This window comes from Stenotrophomonas sp. SMYL89, from assembly GCF_036319985.1.
Taxonomy (GTDB): domain Bacteria; phylum Pseudomonadota; class Gammaproteobacteria; order Xanthomonadales; family Xanthomonadaceae; genus Stenotrophomonas; species Stenotrophomonas maltophilia_Q.
The window spans coordinates 23,347-45,440 of sequence record NZ_JAWIRW010000024.1 but is presented as its reverse complement, the minus strand read 5'-3'; the positions used below and the strand labels follow the sequence as shown (position 1 = coordinate 45,440).

19 protein-coding genes are annotated in these 22,094 nt (G+C 67.8%); 9 read left to right on the top strand and 10 right to left on the bottom strand.

Translation table 11 applies throughout. From position 1 onward, the window contains the following. Positions 1-66: 66 nt before the first annotated feature. Positions 67-2,043, bottom strand: a complete 1,977-nt coding sequence (locus tag V3B41_RS19045; protein WP_329861788.1) for a UvrD-helicase domain-containing protein — start codon at positions 2,041-2,043, stop codon at positions 67-69. A 99-nt stretch (positions 2,044-2,142) separates the two neighbouring features. Here V3B41_RS19045 and V3B41_RS19040 point away from each other — a divergent pair, with 99 nt between their 5' ends. From V3B41_RS19040 to V3B41_RS19030, 3 genes are read left to right on the top strand one after another with little or no spacing between them, the layout of a single operon-like run. Next, entirely contained in the window at positions 2,143-2,871 is a 729-nt protein-coding gene (locus tag V3B41_RS19040) for an SEL1-like repeat protein (protein WP_049426676.1), read from the top strand. Between the two features lie 39 nt (positions 2,872-2,910). Next, positions 2,911-3,642: a sel1 repeat family protein gene (locus V3B41_RS19035; RefSeq protein WP_049426677.1), complete on the top strand. Its 732-nt coding sequence runs from the start codon at positions 2,911-2,913 to the stop codon at positions 3,640-3,642. A 9-nt stretch (positions 3,643-3,651) separates the two neighbouring features. Beyond that, complete coding sequence (locus tag V3B41_RS19030; protein ID WP_049426678.1) at positions 3,652-4,272, top strand: thymidine kinase; 621 nt, start codon at positions 3,652-3,654, stop codon at positions 4,270-4,272. Positions 4,273-4,705: 433 nt separating this feature from the next. Here V3B41_RS19030 and V3B41_RS19025 read toward each other — a convergent pair whose 3' ends face one another. From V3B41_RS19025 to V3B41_RS19010, 4 genes are all read right to left on the bottom strand, one after another. Next, positions 4,706-6,310, bottom strand: a complete 1,605-nt coding sequence (locus V3B41_RS19025) for a glucan biosynthesis protein D (protein WP_049431089.1) — start codon at positions 6,308-6,310, stop codon at positions 4,706-4,708. A 105-nt stretch (positions 6,311-6,415) separates the two neighbouring features. Continuing rightward, positions 6,416-7,228, bottom strand: coding sequence for a bifunctional DNA-formamidopyrimidine glycosylase/DNA-(apurinic or apyrimidinic site) lyase (mutM, locus tag V3B41_RS19020; RefSeq protein WP_049431091.1), 813 nt, complete (start codon positions 7,226-7,228; stop codon positions 6,416-6,418). 86 nt (positions 7,229-7,314) lie between these two features. Next, positions 7,315-7,647 (bottom strand): EF hand domain-containing protein, encoded by a 333-nt coding sequence (locus V3B41_RS19015; protein ID WP_049431095.1) that lies wholly within the window; start codon positions 7,645-7,647, stop codon positions 7,315-7,317. Then, a complete protein-coding gene (locus V3B41_RS19010) occupies positions 7,644-8,846 on the bottom strand; it encodes a fatty acid desaturase (RefSeq protein WP_329861787.1) in 1,203 nt (400 codons plus the stop codon). Before V3B41_RS19010 ends, V3B41_RS19015 begins: the two co-directional genes overlap by 4 nt. Before the next feature lie 151 nt (positions 8,847-8,997). Here V3B41_RS19010 and V3B41_RS19005 point away from each other — a divergent pair, with 151 nt between their 5' ends. Further along, positions 8,998-9,819 (top strand): ATP-binding cassette domain-containing protein, encoded by an 822-nt coding sequence (locus tag V3B41_RS19005; protein WP_329861786.1) that lies wholly within the window; start codon positions 8,998-9,000, stop codon positions 9,817-9,819. Positions 9,820-10,133: 314 nt separating this feature from the next. Here V3B41_RS19005 and V3B41_RS19000 read toward each other — a convergent pair whose 3' ends face one another. Both V3B41_RS19000 and V3B41_RS18995 read right to left on the bottom strand, forming a co-directional pair. Then, positions 10,134-11,336 carry a DUF4785 domain-containing protein gene (locus V3B41_RS19000; protein ID WP_295548584.1) on the bottom strand — a complete coding sequence of 401 codons (1,203 nt, stop codon included), beginning with the start codon at positions 11,334-11,336 and terminating at the stop codon, positions 10,134-10,136. 11 nt (positions 11,337-11,347) lie between these two features. After that, the gene (locus tag V3B41_RS18995) at positions 11,348-12,226 is read right to left on the bottom strand and encodes a hypothetical protein (RefSeq protein ID WP_329861785.1); all 879 of its coding nucleotides are present in this window, start codon (positions 12,224-12,226) and stop codon (positions 11,348-11,350) included. A 261-nt stretch (positions 12,227-12,487) separates the two neighbouring features. On the opposite strand from V3B41_RS18995, the gene V3B41_RS18990 reads away from it, so the two are divergent. Continuing rightward, positions 12,488-13,327 carry a phosphatase PAP2 family protein gene (locus V3B41_RS18990; RefSeq protein WP_049429162.1) on the top strand — a complete coding sequence of 280 codons (840 nt, stop codon included), beginning with the start codon at positions 12,488-12,490 and terminating at the stop codon, positions 13,325-13,327. Positions 13,328-13,459: 132 nt separating this feature from the next. On the opposite strand, the gene V3B41_RS18985 is transcribed toward V3B41_RS18990, so the two are convergent. Next, on the bottom strand, positions 13,460-15,730 hold the full coding sequence (locus tag V3B41_RS18985; protein WP_049429163.1) for a TonB-dependent receptor: 2,271 nt from the start codon (positions 15,728-15,730) through the stop codon (positions 13,460-13,462). Positions 15,731-15,888: 158 nt separating this feature from the next. On the opposite strand from V3B41_RS18985, the gene V3B41_RS18980 reads away from it, so the two are divergent. Together V3B41_RS18980 and V3B41_RS18975 are read left to right on the top strand one after the other, a co-directional pair. Further along, a complete protein-coding gene (locus tag V3B41_RS18980) occupies positions 15,889-16,905 on the top strand; it encodes a TIGR00266 family protein (RefSeq protein ID WP_049429164.1) in 1,017 nt (338 codons plus the stop codon). 177 nt (positions 16,906-17,082) lie between these two features. Beyond that, positions 17,083-18,075, top strand: coding sequence for a patatin-like phospholipase family protein (locus V3B41_RS18975; RefSeq protein ID WP_329861784.1), 993 nt, complete (start codon positions 17,083-17,085; stop codon positions 18,073-18,075). 41 nt (positions 18,076-18,116) lie between these two features. Here V3B41_RS18975 and V3B41_RS18970 read toward each other — a convergent pair whose 3' ends face one another. Together V3B41_RS18970 and V3B41_RS18965 are read right to left on the bottom strand one after the other, a co-directional pair. Continuing rightward, the gene (locus tag V3B41_RS18970) at positions 18,117-20,117 is read right to left on the bottom strand and encodes a hypothetical protein (RefSeq protein ID WP_329861783.1); all 2,001 of its coding nucleotides are present in this window, start codon (positions 20,115-20,117) and stop codon (positions 18,117-18,119) included. A gap of 85 nt (positions 20,118-20,202) precedes the next feature. After that, positions 20,203-20,685 (bottom strand): Lrp/AsnC family transcriptional regulator, encoded by a 483-nt coding sequence (locus V3B41_RS18965; protein WP_004153377.1) that lies wholly within the window; start codon positions 20,683-20,685, stop codon positions 20,203-20,205. Between the two features lie 118 nt (positions 20,686-20,803). Here V3B41_RS18965 and phhA point away from each other — a divergent pair, with 118 nt between their 5' ends. Beyond that, a complete protein-coding gene (phhA, locus tag V3B41_RS18960; RefSeq protein ID WP_256202455.1) occupies positions 20,804-21,703 on the top strand; it encodes a phenylalanine 4-monooxygenase in 900 nt (299 codons plus the stop codon). Then, positions 21,672-22,064, top strand: a complete 393-nt coding sequence (locus tag V3B41_RS18955) for a DUF4375 domain-containing protein (protein WP_019337385.1) — start codon at positions 21,672-21,674, stop codon at positions 22,062-22,064. The genes phhA and V3B41_RS18955 overlap by 32 nt, the downstream gene beginning before the upstream one ends. Positions 22,065-22,094 lie beyond the last annotated feature (30 nt).

Below are 22,094 nucleotides of genomic sequence, written 5' to 3'. Positions count from 1 at the left end.
CCCCCCCGGCCCACCACGAATGCACTGCGAACGGCGCCAACCACGAGGGGCTGCGCCGTTCGCCGATCAATCAAACAGCGCCTCGATCGCAGCCAACCCCGCGCTGGCGCGCTCCTTCTTCCGTGCCGCATCCGCCACCGGGTCAGCGCCATCGCGCTGGATCTCCTCGGCCGGAATCTCCTCGAAGAACCGGCTCGGCTTCAGCCGCACATGCTCGCCGAACTTGCGCGTCAGCTTGCTGTAGCTCATCCACAGCTGGATCTTGGCGCGGGTGATGCCCACGTACAGCAGGCGACGTTCTTCCTGCAGGTTGCCCTCGTCCAGGCTCACCTGGTGCGGCAGCACGCCGTCCTCGCAGCCAACGATGAACACATACGGGAACTCCAGGCCCTTGGAGGCGTGCATGGTCATCATGCGCACCTGGTTGCCGCCCTCGTCCTTGTCGCTGCGCGACAGCAGCGCCAGCTGGCCGGCCAGGTCAGCGGCGGTGGCACCGCGCGGGCCGCCCTCGAACCACTGCGCCAGTTCCTCGATGTTGTTGGCGCGGCGCTGGTAGCTGGCCTCTTCCTTGGCCTGCTGGCGCAGTTCGCTGAGCAGGCCGGATTCCTTGGCGACCTTGCGGATCATGTCGCCGGAGCTCACCTGGCGCATCTGCGCACGCAGGTCACGCAGGATATCGGTGAAGCGGGCCAGGCTGTTGGCCGCGCGCGGTGGCAGCTGCTGCAGTGCGCCGATCGCCTCGGCGGCCTGCGCCATCGGCATGTCCTTTTCCTGCGCCAGCTCGGCCAGCTTGGCCAGCGTGCCGGCACCCACATCGCGCTTGGGCGACTGCACCGCGCGCATGAACGCGGTGTCGTCGTCCGGGTTCACCAGCAGGCGCAGCCAGGCCAGCGTGTCCTTCACTTCCTGGCGCTCCAGGAACATGGTGCCGCCGGTCAGATGGTAGGGGATGCGCAGCAGCTGCATCGCCTTTTCCAGCGGGCGCGACTGGAAGTTGCCGCGGAACAGGATGCAGAAATCACTCCACGGCACGTTGCGCGACTGGGCCACGAAGGCGATCTCGGCGGCGACCTTTTCCGCTTCGTGTTCGCTGTTGCGGCATTCCCATACACGGATGCGTTCGCCGTCGGCCTGGTCGCTCCACAGCTTCTTCAGGTGCTCATGCGGGTTGTTGGCGATCAGCGCGTTGGCAGCGCGCAGCACGCGGTTGGAGCAGCGGTAATTCTGCTCCAGCTTGATGATCTCCAGCGTGGGGTAGTCGCGCCCCATCTGCTGCAGGTTTTCCGGGTTGGCGCCGCGCCAGGCGTAGATCGACTGATCGTCATCGCCCACGCAGGTGAAGTTGCCCTTCTCACCGGCCAGCTGCTTGAGCAGGCGATACTGCGCGTCGTTGGTGTCCTGGCATTCGTCCACCAGCAGGTAGCCGATGCGTTCACGCCAGGCCAGCGCGATCTCCGGATTCTCTTCCAGGATCTGCACCGGCAAACGGATCAGGTCATCGAAATCGACCGCATTGAACGCGGTCAGGCGCAGCTGGTAGCGCTCGTAGACGCTGGCCGCTTCCTTCTCGCGGTTGCTGCGCGCGGCGGCCATCGCCTGCTCGGGCGACAGGCCGGCGTTCTTCGCGCGCGACACCAGGTTCTTCATGTCCTCGATGTCGTCGGGCTTGGCTCCGTACATCAGGTCCTTGATCTGCGCGGCGGCATCGTCGGCGTCGAAGATCGAGAAACCACGCTTCAGGCCCACAGCGGCATGCTCGATCTGCAGGAACTTCAGGCCCAGCGCATGGAAGGTGCAGATGGTCACCTCGTCCGCATCCTGCTCGCGCAGGCGCTTGGCCACACGCTCGCGCATTTCCTTGGCCGACTTGTTGGTGAAGGTGATCGCGGCGATGCGGCGTGCCGGATAGCGGCCGCTGCCGATCAGATGGGCGATCTTTTCCACGATCACGCGCGTCTTGCCGCTGCCCGCGCCGGCGAGCACCAGCAACGGACCTTCGATGTGCAGGACGGCGGCGGCTTGGGGGGGATTGAGACCGTGCATGGGAATGGGATTGTAGCGGGGCCGCAGCGGGCGGACCTGACTTGCATGCACACCGTTCCTAAGCTATTGATTCGCCACCGGAGCACTGGAGCCAGGTGCATGCGCCCGACCGCTTCTGCCGCCCTGCTGGGCACCCTGCTGTTGCTGCTGGCGCCGTTGGCCGCCCGCAGTGCGGACTGCGCGCCCGATCCTGGCGCATCGTTGCGGCCTGCGCTGATGACCCAGGGCTTCCTGCAGGCTCATCCTGATCTGCACTGGCGCGAGCTGGGCCTGCAGTCGTGGCGCCAGGGCCGGCCCGATCATGCGCTGGTGCGCTTCAAGCGGGCAGCCGCGCACGCCGACAAGCTGTCGCAGTCGCTGGTCGCGCGCATGTACCAGGAGGGCACGGGTACCGCCCCTGATCCGGTGCTGGCCTACATCTGGATGGACCTGGCCGCCGAACGCGGCTACCGCGACCTGCTGCTGGAGCGCGAGCGCTACTGGAACCGCCTGGATGCCGCGCAGCGGCAACGGGTGCTCACCGAAGGGCCGGCGCTGTATGCGGCCTACGGCGATGCCACGGCCAAGCCGCGCATGGAGGCTGCCATGCGCGTGGACCGCAGCCGCATGACCGGCAGCCGTACCGGCTGGGTCAGCTCGATGCTGCAGGTGGAACTGTCCGACGGCCCGGAAGCCGGCTGGCCGACCCGCGGCGATGACTACTACCGGGATGCGTACTGGGACCCTGCAGCTTACTGGTGCATGCAGGACCGCATCTGGGAACAGGAATTCCGCGGCCGCAGCGTCGAGGTCGGCCCACTCAGCCCGGTGGAAGGCGCGGGGCGCTGACGTTCGTATTTCCATAGTCATTGCCAGGAGGGCGATCATATGAAAGCGAAGCACGCTCCACTCTTCTGCCTGCTGCTGGGCCTGTCGATGGCCGCTGGCGTGACCGCCAGGGAATGCCCGGTGGAGGCCCCGCGGCAGATCCCGCCAACCGTCCTGACCGGAGGCTTCTTTGATGCCCATCCGGACCTGTTCTGGCGCAGCATGGCCCAGCAGGCCGAACGGGACAGACAGCCCGCCAGGGCGCTGGACTACTACAAGCGTTCGGCGCGCTACGCCGACAAATTCTCCCAGGCCATGGTGGCGCGGCTGTACCAGGAGGGCCTCGGTACCCGGGCCGATCCGGTGATGGCCTACATCTGGATGGACCTTGCCGCCGAGCGCATGTATCACGACTTCCTGGTGCTGCGGGAGCACTATTGGGCACGCCTGGACGCATTGCAGCAGGCACAGGCGATCGAGCGCGGCCAGCAGGTCTATGCCGACTATGGCGACCGCGTGGCCAAGCCTCGCATGGAGCGCGCCCTCAGGGACGGCCGCCAGCAGATCACCGGCAGCCGCCTCGGGTACGTGAGCTCCGGCCTGATCGTCGTCCCCCGCCGCGGCAACGAGCAGGGCATCGCGACGCCGGGCAGCATCGTCTACGACAACGACTACTGGCGCGCCGCCGACTACTGGTGCCTGCAGGACAACTACTGGCGCCCCGCGCGGACCCCCAGCGTCGAGATAGGACGGCCGGACACGGTCCGCGACGACAAGGCGGTGGGCGACTAGAATTGGCCGATGGCCAAGCTCTATTTCTACTATTCGGCGATGAACGCCGGCAAGACCACCACCCTGCTGCAGAGCGCGCACAACTACCGCGAGCGCGGCATGCGGGTGGCGATCCTGACCCCGCGCCTGGATGATCGTGCCGGCGCCGGCGTGGTCGCCTCGCGCATCGGCCTGCGCGCCGAGGGCATGGCGTTCGACCGTGACACCGACCTGCAGCAGTGGGTCGAGCAGGACCTGGCCGCCCACGGGCCGATGGGCTGCGTGCTGGTGGACGAAGCGCAGTTCCTCACCCGTGCCCAGGTCTGGCAGCTGAGCGAGGTGGTCGACCAGCTGCGCATTCCGGTGTTGTGCTACGGGCTGCGCACCGACTTCCGCGGCGAGCTGTTCGAGGGCAGCCAGTACCTGCTGGCCTGGGCCGACGAGATGCAGGAGATCAAGACCATCTGTCACAGCGGCAAGAAGGCAACGATGACGGTACGCGTGGACGAACATGGCCACGCGGTAAAGGATGGCCCGCAGGTGGAGATCGGTGGCAACGACCGCTACGTGTCGGTCAGCCGTGCCGAGTTCAAGAAGATCACCCGCGGTGAAGGGCGGATCGACCCGGCGCAGGCGCCCCTGCCGCTGTAGAGGGTGTTCGGCAGGGCTGCGCCCTGCACCCGCAGAGGCAACAGCAACGGCAACAGCCAAAGCCAAAGCGGCATTCCGTGGGATGGCGGGACGGTGTCGGAGTGCGGGGACGCTGCAAGTACGTCCCTGTAAGCTTGGCAGCCGCATCCATGCGGCTGACACCCCGCACTCCGACACCGCCCCACCTCTGACAGAATCCCGCAGCTGTTGGTGGGTGTCGACCTTGGTCGACACCTCTGTAAGATATCGAATGAAATTCCGGGGTCAGATCCGTTTTCCTTCGGAAAACGGATCTGACCCCACGAGCTGTTCCGACAGATCGCGCAAAACTGTCGAAGGCGGGGTGGGTCCCCACAGGAAACCAGCTTCTGCTGTTGACGTTGCTTTTGATTGAAGCAGGTGCAGGGCTGCAAGCCCTGCAATCCCAAACCACTCAGTACAGCGTGCGCTCCGGCGCACCCGCCGGCGGCGGGGTGTACTGGTACAGCCAGGTCTCGGTAAGGGTCTTGCCGCCACTGCGCAGGAACAGGCGGATATCGATCTGCTCGGTGCTGCCCTCCGGCGGCACCAGGTCGAACATCGCGCGGTACCCGTTGATCTCGCGCAGCGGGCGCGCCGACACGATCTCGACCCGGCCACGGCTGGCTTCCACCACCGCCTCGACCTCGGCCTTGTCGATCAGCCTGGCCAGTTCGCCGCCTTCGAAGTCCACCGCGAAACGCCAGCTGAAATACTCGCGCTTCTTGCCGACCACGCCGCCCAGGCCGGTGCGGCTGGCCACGCAGTGCGCCAGCGGCGGGCGTGCCGGCGGCTCGGCGCCCCAATACAGGCGGTAGCCGACCAGCAGCTCCTGGCCCGGCTGCGGTTTTTCCTTCGGGTTCCAGAAGGCCACGATGTTGTCGAAGGTCTCGTCCACGGTGGGAATCTCCACCAGCTGCACCGAGCCTTCGCCCCACTCGCCCTTCGGCTCCACCCACAGGCACGGGCGCTTCTCGTAGAACACGCCATCGTCCTGGTAGTGGTCGAAGTTGCGGTCACGCTGCAGCAGGCCGAAGCCGCGCGGGTTGCGGTCCATGAACATGTTGAAGCGCAGGTTGCGCGGGTTCAGCAACGGCCGCCAGATCCACTCGCCGGCGCCGGTCCACAGCGACAGGCCATCGGTATCGTGGATCTCCGGGCGCCAGTCCCAGCCCATGCGGCGGTCGTTCTCGCCCACCTGGTACATGCTGGTGCACGGTGCGATGCCCAGGCGCTCGATCGCCTTGCGCGGGTACAGCGCGCTGTCGATGTCCATCAGCAGCACATCGCCATTGGTGATCGCGAAGCGGTAGGCGCCGGCCACGCTGGGCGAATCCAGCAGGCCATAGACCACGATCGTTTCCGAATCGGCCGACGGCTGTTCCAGGTAATAGGCGATGAAGTCCGGGAATTCCTCCGGCTTGCCCATGCCGGTATCGATCGCCAGGCCACGCGCGGACTGGCCGTACTGGCCTTCCTTGCCGACGGCGCGGAAGTAGCTGGCGCCAAGGAACGCAGCGAAGTCGCGGTCGGTGTCCTTGCGGGTGTTCAGGCGGAACCCGGCGAAGCCCAGATCGGCCGGCAGCTCGCCGTCCTTGATGCCGCTCTTGCCGTAGTTGAACGCCGCGCCGTCATAGGCCAGCTCCTGCGCCTTGCCGTCGACCACGTCGAACATGCGCACCGGCGAATGGAAGTACAGGCCCAGGTGGAAGAACTTGGCCTGGAACTTGCCCGGCTGGTCGGCCCACAGCGCGTGGTCCTGGCGATAGCCGATCGACTGGTACTGGTCCCAGTCCAGTCCTTCCAGGCGGCCCGGCAGCACCCGCTTGTGGCTCTTGTAGGGCGCTTGTGCCAGCGCCCGCGCCTGCCCTTTCAGGGTGGCGAAGTCGAACGGCTGCGGCTGACCGAGGCGGCGCAGGCCCATCTGGCCACTCTTGCTGGCCGCGCACGCGGGCAGGGACGGCAGGCCGAATGCAGCCAGGGCGAGGGAGGCATTGCGGATGAAGTCGCGTCGTTGCATGCAGGCGCGTCAGGCACAGAAGGAAGGTCGGCCATCATAGGCAGACAAACGTTAACGGGCAGCGGAGACGCGCCCTGCCCGTTCAGCTGCCGCTGGCCGTCCGGCTCAGCGCTGGCAGTGGCTGCACCAGACGCTCGCGCGCTGGCCGATGGTGGCGTGCTTCAGTGCGCGGCCGCAGTTCGGGCACGGCAGGCCATCGCGGCCGTATACCAGCAGTTCCTGCTCGAAGTAGCCCGGCGCGCCATCGGGGCTGATGAAGTCGCGCAGGGTGGTGCCACCACGGGTGATGGCGTAGCCGAGGATCTCCTTCACCGCGCCAGCCAGCCGCTGGTAGCGCTCGCGCGAGATCTTCCCGGCCTCGCGCAGCGGACTGATGCCAGCCTTGAACAGGCTTTCGGCGGCGTAGATGTTGCCCACGCCCACCACCACCGCCTGGTCCATCAGGAAGGTCTTCACCGGCGCGCTGCGGCCGCGGCTGCGGGCGAACAGGTAGTCCCCGTCGAAGGCATCGTCCAGCGGCTCCGGGCCCAGCCCCTGCAGCAGCGGATGGATCTCGCCGGCCGGCTGCCACAGCAGGCTGCCGAAGCGGCGCGGGTCGTTGAAGCGCAGCAGGCGGCCGTTGTCCAGGCTGATATCCACATGGTCGTGCGCGCGCAGCTGGGTGTCGCCGGGCAGCACGCGCAGGCTGCCGGACATGCCCAGGTGCAGCACGGCGCTGCCGATGGCGGTGTCCAGCAGCAGGTACTTGGCGCGGCGGCGGATGTCCTCGATGCGCTGCCCCGGCAGCAGCTCGGCCACTTCCGGCGGAATCGGCCAGCGCAGATCGGCCCGGCGCAGGATCACCCCATGCACGCGACGGCCCTGCAGGTGCGGCGCCAGGCCGCGGCGTGTGGTTTCGACTTCGGGCAGTTCAGGCATGCGGTGATTCTACGCCGGGCATGGCCCGGCGCTACCGGGACCGGTGCACCTGGTAGCGCCGCGCCATGCCCGGCGACGGTGCAGAGTCAGCGCGGCGGCGCCGCCAGCTCCCGTGCATCCAGGTAGCCGTCGCCGTTGGCATCCTGCGTGTGGAAGCGCTTCACGATCACCTGCCGCTGCTGCTCGCGGCTGATCGCCCTGCCCTTGCCGCCGGGCAGCTCCTCGGCGCCCAGCACGCCATCGCCGTTGCGGTCCATGCGGTCGAAGGCATACAGCATCCACTGCACGTACTCGGCCTCGCTGACCCTGCCGTCGCCATCGCTGTCCATCCGCTGCAGATAGCTGGCGGTGTCGGTGACCTGGGCCAGCGCCGCGCCCGGCAGCATCGCCACCAGCAGAAGCCCGTACCCTGTCCTCACGCGCCCACCAGGCTGTAGCCCTTCAATCGTGCGGCGTAGGCCTGCAACGCGGCGATACCGCTTTCCTCGGCCTCGCGGCACCACGCCTGCAGCTGATGCAGGCGCTCGGCCGCATCGTGGCCGCGCGCTTCCAGCAACGCGGCCAGGCGCCCCCGGTACTCGACCAGGGTGCGGATGCGCGGCCGTTGCGCCACCCATTCGCTGAGCTGGGCGCGGCTGTCCGGCTTCAACCAGCGGCCATCATTGACCAGGCCACGGCGCAGCCGGCGCGGCAGCAGGCGACGCAGCTTGGCCCCGGCGTGGGTGGCCTCCTCGCGCAGGGCCGGCATGAACACGTTGCGCTGGTAGTCGGTCATCGCCTGGAAGCGGTGCGAGAGCAGCGCCTTCAGCGTTTCGGCATCGGGCACTGTGATGTTCGGGCGTACGTCCATGGCCGGTGCAACGCGAAGCACCTTGGCCAGGCGCAACGCCTGCAGCAGGCGGATCGCACTCCAGCCGATGTCGAATTCCCAGCGCCGCATCGCGAAGCGCGCCGAACTGGGGAAGGCATGATGGTTGTTGTGCAGTTCCTCGCCACCGATCCAGAACCCCCACGGCGTCAGGTTGGTGGAGGTATCGGCCGATTCGTAGTTGCGGTAGCCCCACCAGTGGCCGAGGCCGTTGACCACGCCGGCCGCCCAGAATGGAATCCATGCCATCTGGATCGCCCACAGGGCCACGCCGGGCAGGCCGAACAGCACGCTGTTGATCGCCAGCAGCAGCACCGGGCCGAGCGTGGCGTGCGGGGTGTACAGGTGGCGCTCGATCGCATCATCCGGGGTGCCACGCCCGTACTGCTCGATGTCCGCGCGCATGCCGCGCGCTTCCCGGTACAGCTCCACGCCGTGCCAGAACACCTTGCCGATGCCGCGGGTGACCGGACTGTGCGGATCGTCCTCGGTCTCCACCTTGGCGTGGTGCTTGCGGTGGATGGCTACCCATTCGCGGGTGATCATCGACGTGGTGAGCCAGAGCCAGAACCGGAACACGTGGGCCAGTGCCGGGTGGAAATCGACCCCGCGATGGGCCTGGCTGCGATGCAGGTACAGGGTCACCGAGAAGATGGTCACCTGGGTGAAGACCAGCAGCACCGCCAGCATGGCCCACCAGCCCAGGCCCAGCACACCACCGGTCAACAGGGACATCAGGGCATCGGGCATGGCGGCTCTCCGTATCGACGCGGGGATGGCAGACATCATGGGCGCTTGCGTTGCAAACTGCATCCCTGCGGCGGTGATTGCCACCGTCATCCGTGGCACCGTTCACAGTTGGGGACCTGAGTTGTCGAGCCTTGATCCACGCGCCAGCACCATGACTGCCGCCCCGCCCGTTGCGGAGCTGCCCCCCTTGATCGAACTGGACCGCGCCACCGTGGTGCGCGGCCAGGTGAAGGTGCTGCACGGGCTCAGCCTGCGCATCGCGCAGGGCCAGCATACTGCCCTGCTCGGCCCCAACGGTTGCGGCAAATCGACCTTCATCAAGCTGATCACCCGCGAGCTGTACCCGCTGGCGCATAGCGACGGCTCGGTGGCCGTGAAGGTGCTGGGCCAGAACCGCTGGCAGGTGGACCGGCTGCGTTCGCAGCTGGGCATCGTCACCGGCGATCTCAGCAGCAACCTGGCCGACATGCCGGGGCTGACCGTGGAACAGGCGGTGCTGTCCGGCTTCTTCGCCAGCTACGTGGTGCCGGCCTTCCGCGAGGTGACTGCCGACATGCGTGCACGCGTCGCTGAGACACTGGCGATGACCGGCGCCCTATCCCTGCGCGAGCGCGCCTATGCCGAGCTGTCGGCCGGCGAGACCCGCCGGGTGCTGATCGCCCGCGCGCTGGTCAACCGGCCGCAGGCGCTGCTGCTGGACGAGCCCTCCACCGGTCTGGACCTGGTCGCCCGCGAACAGCTGGTGGCGACCATGCGGGTGCTCGCCCAGCAGGGCATCACCCTGGTGCTGGTGACCCACCACATCGAAGAGATCATTCCCGAGATCGAACGCGTGGTGCTGCTGCGCGATGGCCGTGTGCTGGCCGATGGCACCCGCGCCGAACTGCTGCGCAACGAGCCGCTGTCGTCGGTGTTCGGTGGCGCCATCACCGTGTGCGAGCAGGAAGGCCGGTTGACCGCTTACGCGGGCTGAGGCGGAGCCCTCGAGGGAAACGGCTTGGAAACCGATGGGCCCGGGAAACCGGCGGCGGTAGAGTCGACTGTCAGTCGACTATCGCGCGCAGCGCGGGATCTTTGCGATTCAGGCGAAAGGCAGTCGACTAACAGTCGACTCTACCCCGTTGTGATGCCATTCCCCATGTGATGCCATTCCCCATGTGATGCCATTCCCCATGTGATGCCATTCCCCATGTGATGCCATTCCCCATGTGATGCCATTCCCCATGTGATGCCATTCCGTCGCCATGCCGGTGCAGCGGGCCGGATCCCGGCCCGCTGCACCCAGCCTCAGAACCTCAACGCCAGCGCGCGCGATTCGATCGGTGCCATCCGGCTCTGGTCCTGCAGCTGCAGGTCGCGCAGCTCGTACGGCGCGCCGAAGCCGGCCGGCAACGCGGCCTGGTCGAACGGCAGCACCAGCTGGCCACGCCCCGGACCATCGAACCACGCGGCCGCATGCGCCTGCGCGACCGGCTTCAGCTGGCCATCGCGGCCGGTGGCATACAGCGTGCCACGCGCCTCGTAGCGGCCAGCGGCGGCTACCTGCAATGGCAGTGCGACCTGGCGGCTGGCCGGGTCCGGCGCCGCCTGGCCACTGAAGCGCGCGGTCGGCCGTGCCACCGCGAAGGCCACCTTGCCATCGCGCAACACACCATCGGCCTGGGCGAACACCTGCAGCTCCCACAGCCCCTGCACGTTGCCGACATCAGCCGGAATCCGCACCTGCGCACGCAGGGAGCCATCGGTGGTGCGCAGCAACCGCTGCGGCCAGCTGCGTCCATCCGGTGCGACCAGCAGGGCTTCACCGCCCAGGCTGCTGCGGCGCGAGGCCATCTGCGCGGTGGTGGCACCGTCTTCCAGCAGGCGTGCCTGCAGCTGCACGTTGCCACCGGCCAGCACCTGCGCCTGGTTGGCCTGCACCTCCAGCCGCAGCGGGCTGTTCGGCTCCAGCACCTGCACCACGTAGCGGCCCTGTGCCTGCGCGCTCTGCAGCGTGTACGCACCGGCCGCACTGGTCGCGCCGGTGCGCAGCATGCTGCTGCCATCGCTCACCGGCATGCCGGCCTGCTGCAGCGCACGTGCGTCGACACTGCGCGCCACGCTGCTGCGGCCGGCCGGGTCACGCACCTGCAACGTGTTGGCCGGCACTGCACGCGCGCCTTCGGCCGGGCTCAGCTGGATCACCGCATCGGCGGCGGTCAGCGGCAGGTCCACGCCGCGTTGCAGCTGCGCGCCATCGACCTGCTGCCAGTAGCTGCGGCTGACAGAGGCATACGGCGTGGCCGCCTGCAGCGGTTGTGCCGGGTCCAACGCCCAAGCGAAGGACAGCGGCGCGTGTTCGCTTTCATCGGCCGGCAACGGCGCGGCAACCAGCGCCGCGGGCACCTGATCGCCGGCACGTGCGGCATTCAACGGCTGCGCAGCCTGCGCTGTGGAGAGGGACAGCACCGCCAGCACCGCGCTGGCCAGCAGGGTGGAATGGATCGTCATGGTCGTCTCCCTCACTGGGTCAGGTCGTTGCGCAGGATCGTGCCGAGGCCGAAGCACTCGCGACGACTCTGGTTGTGGCTGAGCGGCTCTGCCCCCTGGGTACGCTGCTTGTCGGTGAACCAGGTGGTGCCGGCGGCCTTCTGGCTGCTGCACTCCAGGAAGCCATCGGAGCAGGACGACAGCCAGTTCTGGGTGAACTCCAGGCCGACATTGGCGGCGTAGCCACCGCAGTAGCTGTTGCTGTCCCACACCGCCGATTCCACGTCGCTGCCGACCACCGCACGGAACGGCTTGGGCAGCGCGGGACGGCCTGCGGTGCCGTACAGGTTCTGCGCGTTGTAGGTGGCCATGCTCGCCACCTGCTGCTGGCGCACCGCGTCGTTCTTGTAGCCCAGCAGCCAGCCCAGCGAGGTTTCGAAGGTGTTGCCGTTGAGCACCGCATCGGCCAGCGGCGTGCCGGCCGAGGACGGCGCCAGCGCGGTGACCTTGCGCACCGTGCGGATGATCTTCGGGTAGCGGCTGTCGTAGGTCGGGTTGGACAGGATCCAGCGCACCACGTTGCCGCCGTTGGAATGGGTGATCACCACCAGCTGGGTGATGCCGCGGCTGTCGATGAAGCGGGTCAGCTGGTTGGCCAGGCAGCCGGCGGCCTCCGGCTTCCACATGTACTGGGTGAAGTCGCAGTTGATGACCACGTAGTTGCTGCTGTTCGGCAGGCCCTGGCGCACGGTGTCGATGATGGCCGGCTGCCAGTAGTCCTGGGTGGCGTTGGTCTGCGCGCCGGTGCCATGCACGAAGGCCACGCCGACCACGTCGGCGGCCTGCGCCGGCGTTGCTGCAAGCCCGAGGAGCAGGGCCAGGACGGTACTTCCTGTTGCGGTGCTGCGCATCGCTTCTCTCCCTCTGTCTGCGGATCCCCCCGACCCGGCTGGAACTGGACGGCCCTGGCGCTTGCCGTTGTGCCGATGCTCGCGGTGCAGCGGCGTGAAAGTCCGTGCGCTGCGCCCGGATTCAGGAGACTGACGCCACTCGATGACGTTTTTCATATCGCGGCAATGACCATGCCGGGTCTGGCCGTATGACCGATGGCCACTGCGGTGTCGTACACGGACTGCGATCATGGCGCGATGTTTTTTCTCCGGAGCCCGTCCATGTCGCTGATTTCCCACCCTGCCCGCCCGCTGCTCGGCCTTGCCGTGGCCGTGGCCCTGGCCGGTTGTGCCGCCACCGCCGCCAAGCCGACCGCCGTCGAAGCCAACATCACCACCAAGGCCGTGGGCTATCTGGACAAGGATGCGGTCCCGGCCAGCCTGGACCTGGTGCCGGCGCCGCCGGTGGCCGGTTCGGCCGCCCTCGCCCTGGACGAACAGGTCAGCCGTGAAGCCCGCGCGCTGCGTGGCAGCCCGCGCTTCGCCCAGGCCGGCATCGATGCGGAACTCGGCTTCCCCGAAGGTGCAAACCACTTCTCCTGCGCCGCCGACATCGACGTCGATGCGGTGAAGACTCCGGCGCTGTATCGACTGCTGGAGCGCAGCCGGATCGACGCCAGCGCCGCCACCAAGGCGGCCAAGAACCACTACCAGCGCCCGCGCCCGTTCATGGTCAACGGTGAGCCGACCTGCTCGCCGAAGGATGAAGAAGGCCTGCGCAAGAATGGCTCCTACCCGTCCGGCCATACCTCGATCGGCTGGGCCTGGGCACTGATCCTGTCGGAGATCGTGCCGGACCGCGCCGATGCCATCCAGGCCCGCGGCCGCAACTACGGCGAGAGCCGCCTGGTGTGCAACGTGCACTGGCAGAGCGACATCCTCGAAGGCCGCTTCATGGGTGCCGCCGCCGTGGCCCGCCTGCACGACAACGCCGCGTTCAACAAGGACCTGCTGGCCGCACGCAAGGAGATCGCTGCCGCGCGCAAGGCCGGCCTGCACTCCAGCCGCGACTGCACCACCGAGAACGCGGTACTGAAGGTGCGCCCGCAGAGCGCGTTGTAAGCCATGCCTCTGTAGAGCCGAGCCATGCTCGGCTCAGAGCAGCCGAGCGCAGGCTCGGCTCCACATGAAGCAGGAAACAGAAGGGCCGGCATTACGCCGGCCCTTCTTCATTGCATCAACGCAGCCACCGCATCAGAACTTCGCGGTGAACTCCACGCCCCAGGTACGCGGCTCGTTGAGGAAGCCGGTCAGGTTGTTGAAGTCGATCGCACCGACCACGCGGGTCTGGTTGGTCAGGTTGCGGCCGAACACAGCCACGTCGTACTGGCCGTAATCCCAGTTGTAGCCCAGGCGCAGGCCACCTTCCAGCGAACTACGGCCGCGGAATTCCGGCGACTCGTAGATGAAGAAGTTCACCGCACTGCGGTAGGCCCAGTCGGTGTAGGCGTACAGCTCGCTGCCGTCGCTGAGTGGGAAGCCCACGCGCAGGGTCGCGTTGTGGATCCACTTCGGTGCCTGCGGCAACGGGTTGCCGTTGACCAGCGCATAGGTCTGGCCGTTGATCACCGTGGTCGGGTCGGTAATGGTGCAGCCACCGCCGCAGATCGCCACCGCCAGGTTCTTGTCCTTGATCTCGGTGTCGTTGTAGCTGCTGCCGAAGGTCAGCAGGACGTTGTCGGCCAGGTAGGCCTCCAGGTCCAGCTCCACGCCCTGGCCGATGGTCTTGTCGGCATTGAGCAGGGTGGCGGTGTTGTTGCTGCCGCCCACGGCGATCAGCTGCTGGCCGTCGACGTTGTAGCGGAACACGCTCAGTCCCAGGCGCGCGCGGCGCTCGAACAGGTCGGCCTTGATGCCGGCTTCATACGAGATCACCTTCTCCGAATCGGCCTGCGACAGGCCCGGCGCGAAGGCCAGGCGGCCCTGGATCGACGGTGCGCGGAAGCCCTTGGCCACACGGGCGTAGGCGTTGATGTCATCGGTCAGCTTGTACACGCCGCTGACATCCCAGCTGACGTCGTTGACGTCGGTGTTGGCCAGGTACGGGCCGCTGACCGGGGTGCCGAACGGAACGGCCTGCAGCACGCTGGCGCTGAAGTCCTTCTTGTCCTGGGTGTAGCGCACGCCGGCACGCAGCTTGAAGCGGTCGGTGACATCGAAGTCGCCCGAAGCGAACACCGCCCACGCCTTGTTCCGCTGGTTCTGCACCACGTGGCCGGTCTGCGGGTTGCCCGGGGTCAGCGAGTCGTAGTTGAAGTTGTTGATGGTCACGTCTTCATCGAAGTAGAAGACGCCGGCCTGCCAGTCGAAGCGGCCCCATTCGTTGGACTCGATGCGCACTTCCTGCGTCCACTGGCGGTGGTGCGGCAGGCCGTCGGCAGACTCCGACGAGAACGGAATCAGGCCCGGGCCGTAATTGCCGGCACCGAGGAAGGCTGCACCGTAGCCACCGTCGATGTCGCCACGGTTGAGCGATTCGGCGGTCTCGTAGCCGGTGATCGAGTGCAGGGTCACCGAGCCGAGGTTCCACTGCAGGCGCGCGCTGCCGCCCCAGGTGTCCAGGTCCGAGAAGTTGACGCCGTCGTTGGCCACCTTGTCGCGGTCGAAGTTCTCGACCAGCGAATTGCCGCCCTTCTGGATGATGTTGGCGCGGAACAGGCGCGCGGTGCCGTTGAGCTTGCGCTTGTGCAGGTTGAACAGCGCTTCGAAGTCGTCGCCTTCGTACAGGAACTGCACGCGGCCTGCGGATTCGTCATAGCCTTCGAAGCCACTGTTGGGAGCTCCGACGCGGGTGTTGTCGACCCAGTCGTCGCGGCGCTGGTAGATGGCCGAGACACGTGCCGACCAGCGGTCGGTCAGCGGGCCGCCGTAGGCACCCTGCACGTTCCAGCTGTTGTAGCTGCCATATCCCACGCGGATGTAGCCATCGGCATCCTGCGACGGGCGTGCCGAATCGAACTTGACCACGCCGGCCGGGGTGTTGCGGCCGAACAGGGTGCCCTGCGGGCCACGCAGCACTTCCACGTTGGCCAGGTCGAACAGCGGGAAGCCCTTCAGCAGCGGGCTTTCCTGCACCACGTCGTCGTACACCAGCGACACCGGCTGCGAGGCATTGAGGTCGAAATCGGTGTTGCCCAGACCGCGGATGTAGAAGCGCGGGAAGGCACGGCCGTAGGACGACTCGATGTTGAGGCTGGGCACGCGCGCGGCCAGGAAGCGGATGTCATCGCCGGCCGAGCCGAGCACATCCAGCTTCTCGCCCTGGATCGCGCTCAGTGCGACCGGTACGTCCTTGGCGTTCTCGACGCGGCGCTGCGCGGTCACCTGCAAGGCATCGAGGGCAACCGGATCCTTGGCGGCAGGGGTTTCCTGGGCGGCTGCTACCAGCGGCAGCAGGGCGGAAAGAGCGGCAACGAGGGGGCGCGCGACCGGAAGGCGGCCACGGGAAGTACGGGTCGGGGACATGGCGGTAGGCTGTGTTTGGAGGGGTGGTAAAACGGCGCTACCAGATAATTGTTGCAATACAGCACCTACGCCGCAAATGCCCGCCGTTCATGGCCCCGTCGCCGGCGCCCCCGGGGGCTCGCTAGACTCGGGGTTTCCACCGCGACGGACCCGCCGCCATGACCCAGTGGTACTTCCATGCCTCCGCCCAGGCCGAGCGCGTCGGCCCGCTTGATGACGAGGCCGCGCGCCGCTACGCGCAGGCCAATCCACGCGCCCTGGCCTGGTGCCAGGGCATGAGCGGGTGGACGCCGATCGCCGAGGTGGCCGGGCTGCAGGCGCCGGCCCCGGGCATGCCCAATACCCCGCCGCCGGTGCCGGCAGGCGCCAGCGGTCGCGCCGACGACATCGAATTCCGCATCGTCGGCCATGAAATGCAGTTCGTGGAGATCGAGCTCGACCCCGGCGAGAGCGCCATCGCCGAGGCCGGCGCGCTGATGTTCAAGGACGCTACGGTGCAGATGGACACGGTGTTCGGCGCCGCCAACGGCGACCAGGGCGGCGGCTTCATGGGCAAGGTGATGGCCGCAGGCAAGCGCGTGCTGACCGGCGAGAGCCTGTTCGCCACCGTCTACACGCAGAGCGGGCACGGCAAGGGCAAGGTCGCCTTCGCCGCGCCCTACCCGGGCACGGTGCTGGCGATGAAACTGGACCAGCACGGCGGCCGCCTGATCTGCCAGAAGGACAGCTTCCTGGCCGGCGCGCGCGGCGTGCAGATCGGCGTGCAGTTCCAGCGCAAGATCATGACCGGCCTGTTTGGCGGCGAGGGCTTCATCATGCAGAAGCTGGAGGGCGACGGCTGGGTGTTCATCCACGCCGGTGGCTGCGTGGTCGAGCGCGAGCTGGCTGCCGGTGAACGCCTGGACGTGGATACCGGCTGCGTGGTGGCGTATCACCCCACGGTGGACATGGACGTACGCCGGGTCACCGGCATCAAGAGCATGCTGTTCGGAGGCGAGGGCGTGTTCCTGGCCACGCTGACCGGTCCAGGCAAGGTCTGGCTGCAGTCGCTGCCGTTCTCGCGCCTGGCTGGCCGCATGTGGATGGCCGCACCGCAGGGCGGTGGCCAGAGCCGCGGCGAAGGTTCGGTGCTGGGAGGTCTTGGCCGGATGCTGGACGGCGACAACCGGTTCTGACCCACTCGTTTGGTAGGTGCCGACCTTGGTCGGCACTGGAATCTGCGCGTGCCGACCAAGGTCGGCACCTACCGTACCTCTTTCCTGAATGGGCGAGGATTCCCACCCTGCCCGCCCCGCCACGGCTTCGGTATGCTGGCGCCCTTTCCCGAGCCCGGCGCCGCGAGCGCACTGCCGATGAGCCTGTTCCGCCCCCGCATGCTGCTGTCCGTCGCCCTGATCGGCCTGCTGGCCGGCTGCGGCGGTGATCCGGTCCGCCCCACGCCGCCGCCGGCCCCCACCGTGGTGCCGCAGGCCAAGCCGGTGAAGATCGGTATCGCGCTCGGCGGTGGCGCGGCCAAAGGCTTCGCCCACATCGGCGTGATCAAGATGCTGGAAGCCAATGGCTTCGAGCCCGCGGTGGTGTCCGGCACCAGTGCCGGCAGCGTGGTCGGCGCGCTGTATGCCAGCGGCATGGACGCGTTCCAGATGCAGAGCAAGGCGGTGGCGCTGGATGAAGCCAGCATCCGCGACGTGCGCCTGTTCTCCGGTGGCCTGGTGCAGGGCCAGAAGCTGCAGGACTACGTCAACGAACAGGTCGCCAACCGTCCGGCCGAACGCCTGAAGAAGCCGTTCGCCGCCGTCGCCACCCAGTTGGAAACCGGCGAGCGGGCGATCTTCGTGCGCGGCAACGTCGGCCAGGCGGTGCGCGCGTCGAGCAGCATTCCCGGTGTGTTCGAGCCGGTGAAGATCGGCGGTCGCAACTACATCGATGGCGGTGTGGTCAGCCCGGTGCCGGTGGATGCCGCACGCCAGCTCGGCGCCGACTTCGTGATCGCCGTGGACATTTCCAGCAAGGCCAGCGGCAAGGCACCGACCGACATGCTGGGCATCGTCAGCCAGTCCATCTCGATCATGGGCCAGCGCCTCGGCGAGCAGGAACTGGCACGCGCCGACATCGTCATCCGCCCGAAGGTGCTGGACATCGGCGCCGCCGATTTCAGCCAGCGTGGCACCGCGATCCTGGAGGGCGAAAAGGCCGCAATGGCCGCGATGCCACAGATCCGCGCCAAGATCCAGCAGCTGCAGCGTGCACGCGCCGCGGCCGCCGCACCGGCACCCGTGGCCGCGCCGAAGTGCGAGGAAGCCTCGCGCCTGGGCAAGCTGATGGGCCGCAAGGACAAGTGCTGACCTGAGCCAGCGTGTCGCTGCCAGACAGCGGCGCGCGCGTTCTAGCGCGCAGGCCGGTAACCGCTGGCCTGCTGCCGCTCGCGCCTGCGCGCCTGACGGGCCTGCTCCTGCAGTGTCGCCGTGTGCTGCAGCTGTTCCATGCCATCGGCCGGCACATGCAGCTGGCGTCGCGCACGGGTGAGTGCCAGATAGACCGCGCGCACCGGGTTGTGCCAGATGCGCCCGCCCTGCCCCGCACGGAAGCAACCGGGTGACAGCGAGACCACGTCGAACTGCAGGTTCTTCGCGTGTTCGGCCAGGCACAGCGCCACCCGCCCTTCAGCAGGCGTGTCCTGGTCGTCGAGCGCCTGCAGCAGTGACTGCACCCGATCGGCAGACGCAAACAGTTCGACCAGCGCGCCCTGCCCTTCGTCGGCCTGCGTGGCCAGGAAGCGCTCCTGTGCCGGGTCCGAGGCGCTGTCGCGGCGCCGGCGCCACGCATCCAGCGGCCGCTGCAGCACGCTGCGCAGCGCGCGCAGCGATGCCGGATGCAGATAGGGCCGCAGCCCGAGCGCGTGCAGCTGCGCCGCATCCAGGGCCAGATCGGCGACGCTGCCATGGATGCGCAGGCCCTCGCTCGGCACCTGCGCCCAGTGGCGGTAATGCAGCACAGCGGTGGCGCGGTCGGCGGCACCGACGAACGGCCCACTGTCCTGCCCCAGTCCATCCAGTGCCAGGGTCTGGTTGACCAGGCCCTCGACCTGGTTGCCCTGGCGCACCGACTGGTGCATTTCCAGCACCTTCGACGCGGCCCAGCGCGGCACCGTACCGGTCAGGCACTGGTGCGGATCACCCAGGCTGACCACGCCAGGCGCATGGCCGGCCAGCAACTGCTTCCACGACGGGCTCAGGTCATGCGCCTCGTCCACCAGCAGCATGCCCATGTCCAGCGGCGGGGTAACGCCGCGCAGTGCCAGCCACTTGCCGATGTGCGCCGGGCTGAGGCTCAGCAGCGTGCCCCGCTGCAGGTCGGCGTCGAACATGCAGCGCCAGACGTGCTCGGCGGCCGCCATGTACGGCGACACGTCGAGCATCGCGGCGGGCACCGAACGGTCGAAATGCTGGAACGCCAAGCCCGGTGCCGACGACGCGCACCAACGGTTGATGGCCTCGAACGCAGTCAGCAGCACCTGCTCCGGGCTGCGCCCACCGATGCCCTGCAGGCCGATGCGGCCGGCAATCTCGCGCGGCGTGCGGGTGCTGCGCCGGTAGCTGGCAACGAAGCCCCCGGTGTGGCCGCTGCGCGCGGCATGCTGCGCCACGCGGTTGGCGAACTCGATCTGGGTCAGCAGGCGCACCGCGGTGCTGGCCGGCACGCGGCTGCGGAAGGCTTCCACCTGCCCACGCGAGGGCGCCACGTAGGTGTAGCGGCCGGGCCGCGCCTCCATCAGCGCCAGCACCAGGTGGCCCTTGCCGGTGCCGGCATAGCCATCGAGGTCGATCAGCTCATCGGGGTTGGCGGCGATGGCGCGCAGCACGCGGGCCTGCTCGGAGGTGTACAGGCCATGGTGTTCGACCGCACGCGCGTCGCTGGCAACTGCCTCGTCCTGGTCGTCGTCCTCATCGTCGCTGGCGAAGGCGGGCGGGAAGCGGATCTCGTGTTCGGCCAGGGTTTCCTGGCAGGCCTGCTGCAGGGCCAGGCCGGGGTACTCGCTGGGCGACTGCACGATGAAGTCCTGCAGGATCTCCGCCGGTGCCAGCAGCACGCCATGGGCGGCCAGCGCGGCCAGCCAGGCATCGAGTTCCGGCTGGCCACCGCCGCCGGCGCCGGCAAGCTGCGCGGCCGCGCCGTCATGGCTGGCGAACAGCGCGCAGGCTTCGTGCAGCAGGCGCTCGATTTCCGCTGGTGTGTGCAGGCGCGCGCGGCACAGCTGCGCAGCCATCAACCCGGCCTGTTCCAGCGCGGTCTGCGGCGGCGTGCCATGGGCGATGAAGCGCGCCAGCGACTTGCGCTGCAGCGGCAGGAAGGTGGTGGTAAGCACCGGGTGCTGGAGTTCGGACATGCGTGGAACCGGAAAGGTACGCTGCGGCGGGCGCAGGGCGGTGATGCTCAGCTACCCGCCCGGCTGCGTCAAATCGCGGCGGCGCTTATTCCAGCTGTGAAAGCGGCAATGCCTGGAATCCCTTGACCGTGCGCAGCACGAAGCTGGAATTGGCATCGGCCACGCCACCGGCATTGAGCAGCCGGTCCAGCAGGAAGTGCGAGAAGTGCTCCAGGTCGCGCACGTAGACGTGCAGCAGATAGTCCATGTCGCCGGTCAGTGCATGGCAGGCCACCACTTCATCCCAGCCCTGCACGCTGTCCACGAAGTGGCCGATCGCGGCCTGGTCGTGCTTTTCCAGCTGCACGCGCACGAAGGCCTGCAGGCCCAGCCGCAGCTGCCGTGGCTCCAGCCGCGCGCCATAGCCGACGATCACGCCCTCGCTTTCCAGCCGCTGCAGGCGGCGCAGGCAGGCCGAGGGTGAGAGGTTCACCCGCGTCGCCAGCTCGGCGTTGGTGGCGCGCCCATCCCGCTGGATTTCAGCCAGCAGGCGTATATCCGTGCGATCGAACTGGACTTCTCCGGCCATTGTTGCCCCGCAACATGGTGAGTACGCAAGGATATTGCGCCAACAAGGCCAATCGGCGCAACTTTTGCAACCCTGTTGCGCGCACCCTGCCCTAGCATCGTGGGTATCCCATCCAGGAGTGCCCATGGACCTCGCCCAGCCCCGCCGCGTCGAACACCAGCAGACCGACAAGGGCTACGTGCCGGTGTACACCACCGCGCTCGTCGAGCAGCCGTGGGACACCTACAGCGCCGACGACCACGCCACCTGGAGCACGCTGTACCAGCGCCAGCGCGAGCTGCTGGTCGGCCGTGCCTGCCAGGAATTCCTGGACGCGCAGGACGAGATGGGCATGAACGCGCACATGATTCCGCGCTTCGACCAGCTCAACGAAGTGCTGGGCGCGGCCACCGGCTGGACCCTGGTCGGCGTCGAAGGCCTGCTGCCGGAACTGGATTTCTTCGACCACCTGGCCAACCGCCGCTTTCCCGTGACCTGGTGGATCCGTCGCCCGGACCAGATCGACTACATCGCCGAGCCGGACCTGTTCCACGACCTGTTCGGCCACGTGCCGCTGCTGATGAACCCGGTGTTCGCCGACTACATGGAGGCCTATGGCCGTGGCGGCGTCAAAGCCCACGCGATCGGCCCGGACGCGCTGCAGAACCTCACCCGCCTGTACTGGTACACGGTGGAGTTCGGCCTGATCGACACGCCCGACGGCCTGCGCATCTACGGTGCCGGCATCGTGTCGTCCAAGGGCGAGTCGCTGTACTCGCTGGAATCGGCCGCACCCAACCGCATCGGTTTCGACCTGCAGCGGATCATGCGAACGAAGTACCGCATCGACACCTTCCAGAAGACCTACTTCGTCATCGACAGCTTTGAACAGCTGATGCAGGCGACGTCGCCGGACTTCACCCCAATCTACGCGGCACTGGCCGACCAGGCGCACCTGCCTGCCGGTGACGTGCAGGCTGACGATCACGTGTTCCAGGCCGGCACGGGTGAAGGCTGGGCGGACGGCGGCGACGTGTGATGCGCTGTCCGACGAAGACCAGCAGCTGGTGGCGCTGTGGCGCATGGAGGCCGACATCAACAACGGCGGCTTCATGCAGTTCCTGTGCAACTGGGGCGACCCGACCTGCCAGCTGGCGTTACGTGCGCTGCAGGCGATGGGCGCGGCGAAGACCCACGCGATCCTGGCCGGCATGCGCGGGCTGGTCGACCGGCTGGAAGATGACCCGGCGGTCAAGCAACTGACCGACCTGTACGGCGCGATGACCGAACAGGAGCAGGAGGCGCTGCACGCCTTCGACGAAGCCTATTTCGAGCGACCGGAAGACCTGGCCAGGTTGGGGCTGAAGCACTTCGGCCCGGAGCCTGTCGAACGACGATGACCATGCACGCCGGCGCTGTTCTGTAAAGCC

Bases quoted from the DNA above. Each gene is read 5' to 3' on its own strand.
- V3B41_RS19045 (WP_329861788.1), bottom strand. From the start codon at position 2,043: ATGCACGGTCTCAATCCCCCCCAAGCCGCCGCCGTCCTGCACATCGAA.
- V3B41_RS19040 (WP_049426676.1), top strand. From the start codon at position 2,143: ATGCGCCCGACCGCTTCTGCCGCCCTGCTGGGCACCCTGCTGTTGCTG.
- V3B41_RS19035 (WP_049426677.1), top strand. From the start codon at position 2,911: ATGAAAGCGAAGCACGCTCCACTCTTCTGCCTGCTGCTGGGCCTGTCG.
- V3B41_RS19030 (WP_049426678.1), top strand. From the start codon at position 3,652: ATGGCCAAGCTCTATTTCTACTATTCGGCGATGAACGCCGGCAAGACC.
- V3B41_RS19025 (WP_049431089.1), bottom strand. From the start codon at position 6,310: ATGCAACGACGCGACTTCATCCGCAATGCCTCCCTCGCCCTGGCTGCA.
- mutM (WP_049431091.1), bottom strand. From the start codon at position 7,228: ATGCCTGAACTGCCCGAAGTCGAAACCACACGCCGCGGCCTGGCGCCG.
- V3B41_RS19010 (WP_329861787.1), bottom strand. From the start codon at position 8,846: ATGCCCGATGCCCTGATGTCCCTGTTGACCGGTGGTGTGCTGGGCCTG.
- V3B41_RS19005 (WP_329861786.1), top strand. From the start codon at position 8,998: ATGACTGCCGCCCCGCCCGTTGCGGAGCTGCCCCCCTTGATCGAACTG.
- V3B41_RS19000 (WP_295548584.1), bottom strand. From the start codon at position 11,336: ATGACGATCCATTCCACCCTGCTGGCCAGCGCGGTGCTGGCGGTGCTG.
- V3B41_RS18995 (WP_329861785.1), bottom strand. From the start codon at position 12,226: ATGCGCAGCACCGCAACAGGAAGTACCGTCCTGGCCCTGCTCCTCGGG.
- V3B41_RS18990 (WP_049429162.1), top strand. From the start codon at position 12,488: ATGTCGCTGATTTCCCACCCTGCCCGCCCGCTGCTCGGCCTTGCCGTG.
- V3B41_RS18985 (WP_049429163.1), bottom strand. From the start codon at position 15,730: ATGTCCCCGACCCGTACTTCCCGTGGCCGCCTTCCGGTCGCGCGCCCC.
- V3B41_RS18980 (WP_049429164.1), top strand. From the start codon at position 15,889: ATGACCCAGTGGTACTTCCATGCCTCCGCCCAGGCCGAGCGCGTCGGC.
- V3B41_RS18975 (WP_329861784.1), top strand. From the start codon at position 17,083: ATGAGCCTGTTCCGCCCCCGCATGCTGCTGTCCGTCGCCCTGATCGGC.
- V3B41_RS18970 (WP_329861783.1), bottom strand. From the start codon at position 20,117: ATGTCCGAACTCCAGCACCCGGTGCTTACCACCACCTTCCTGCCGCTG.
- V3B41_RS18965 (WP_004153377.1), bottom strand. From the start codon at position 20,685: ATGGCCGGAGAAGTCCAGTTCGATCGCACGGATATACGCCTGCTGGCT.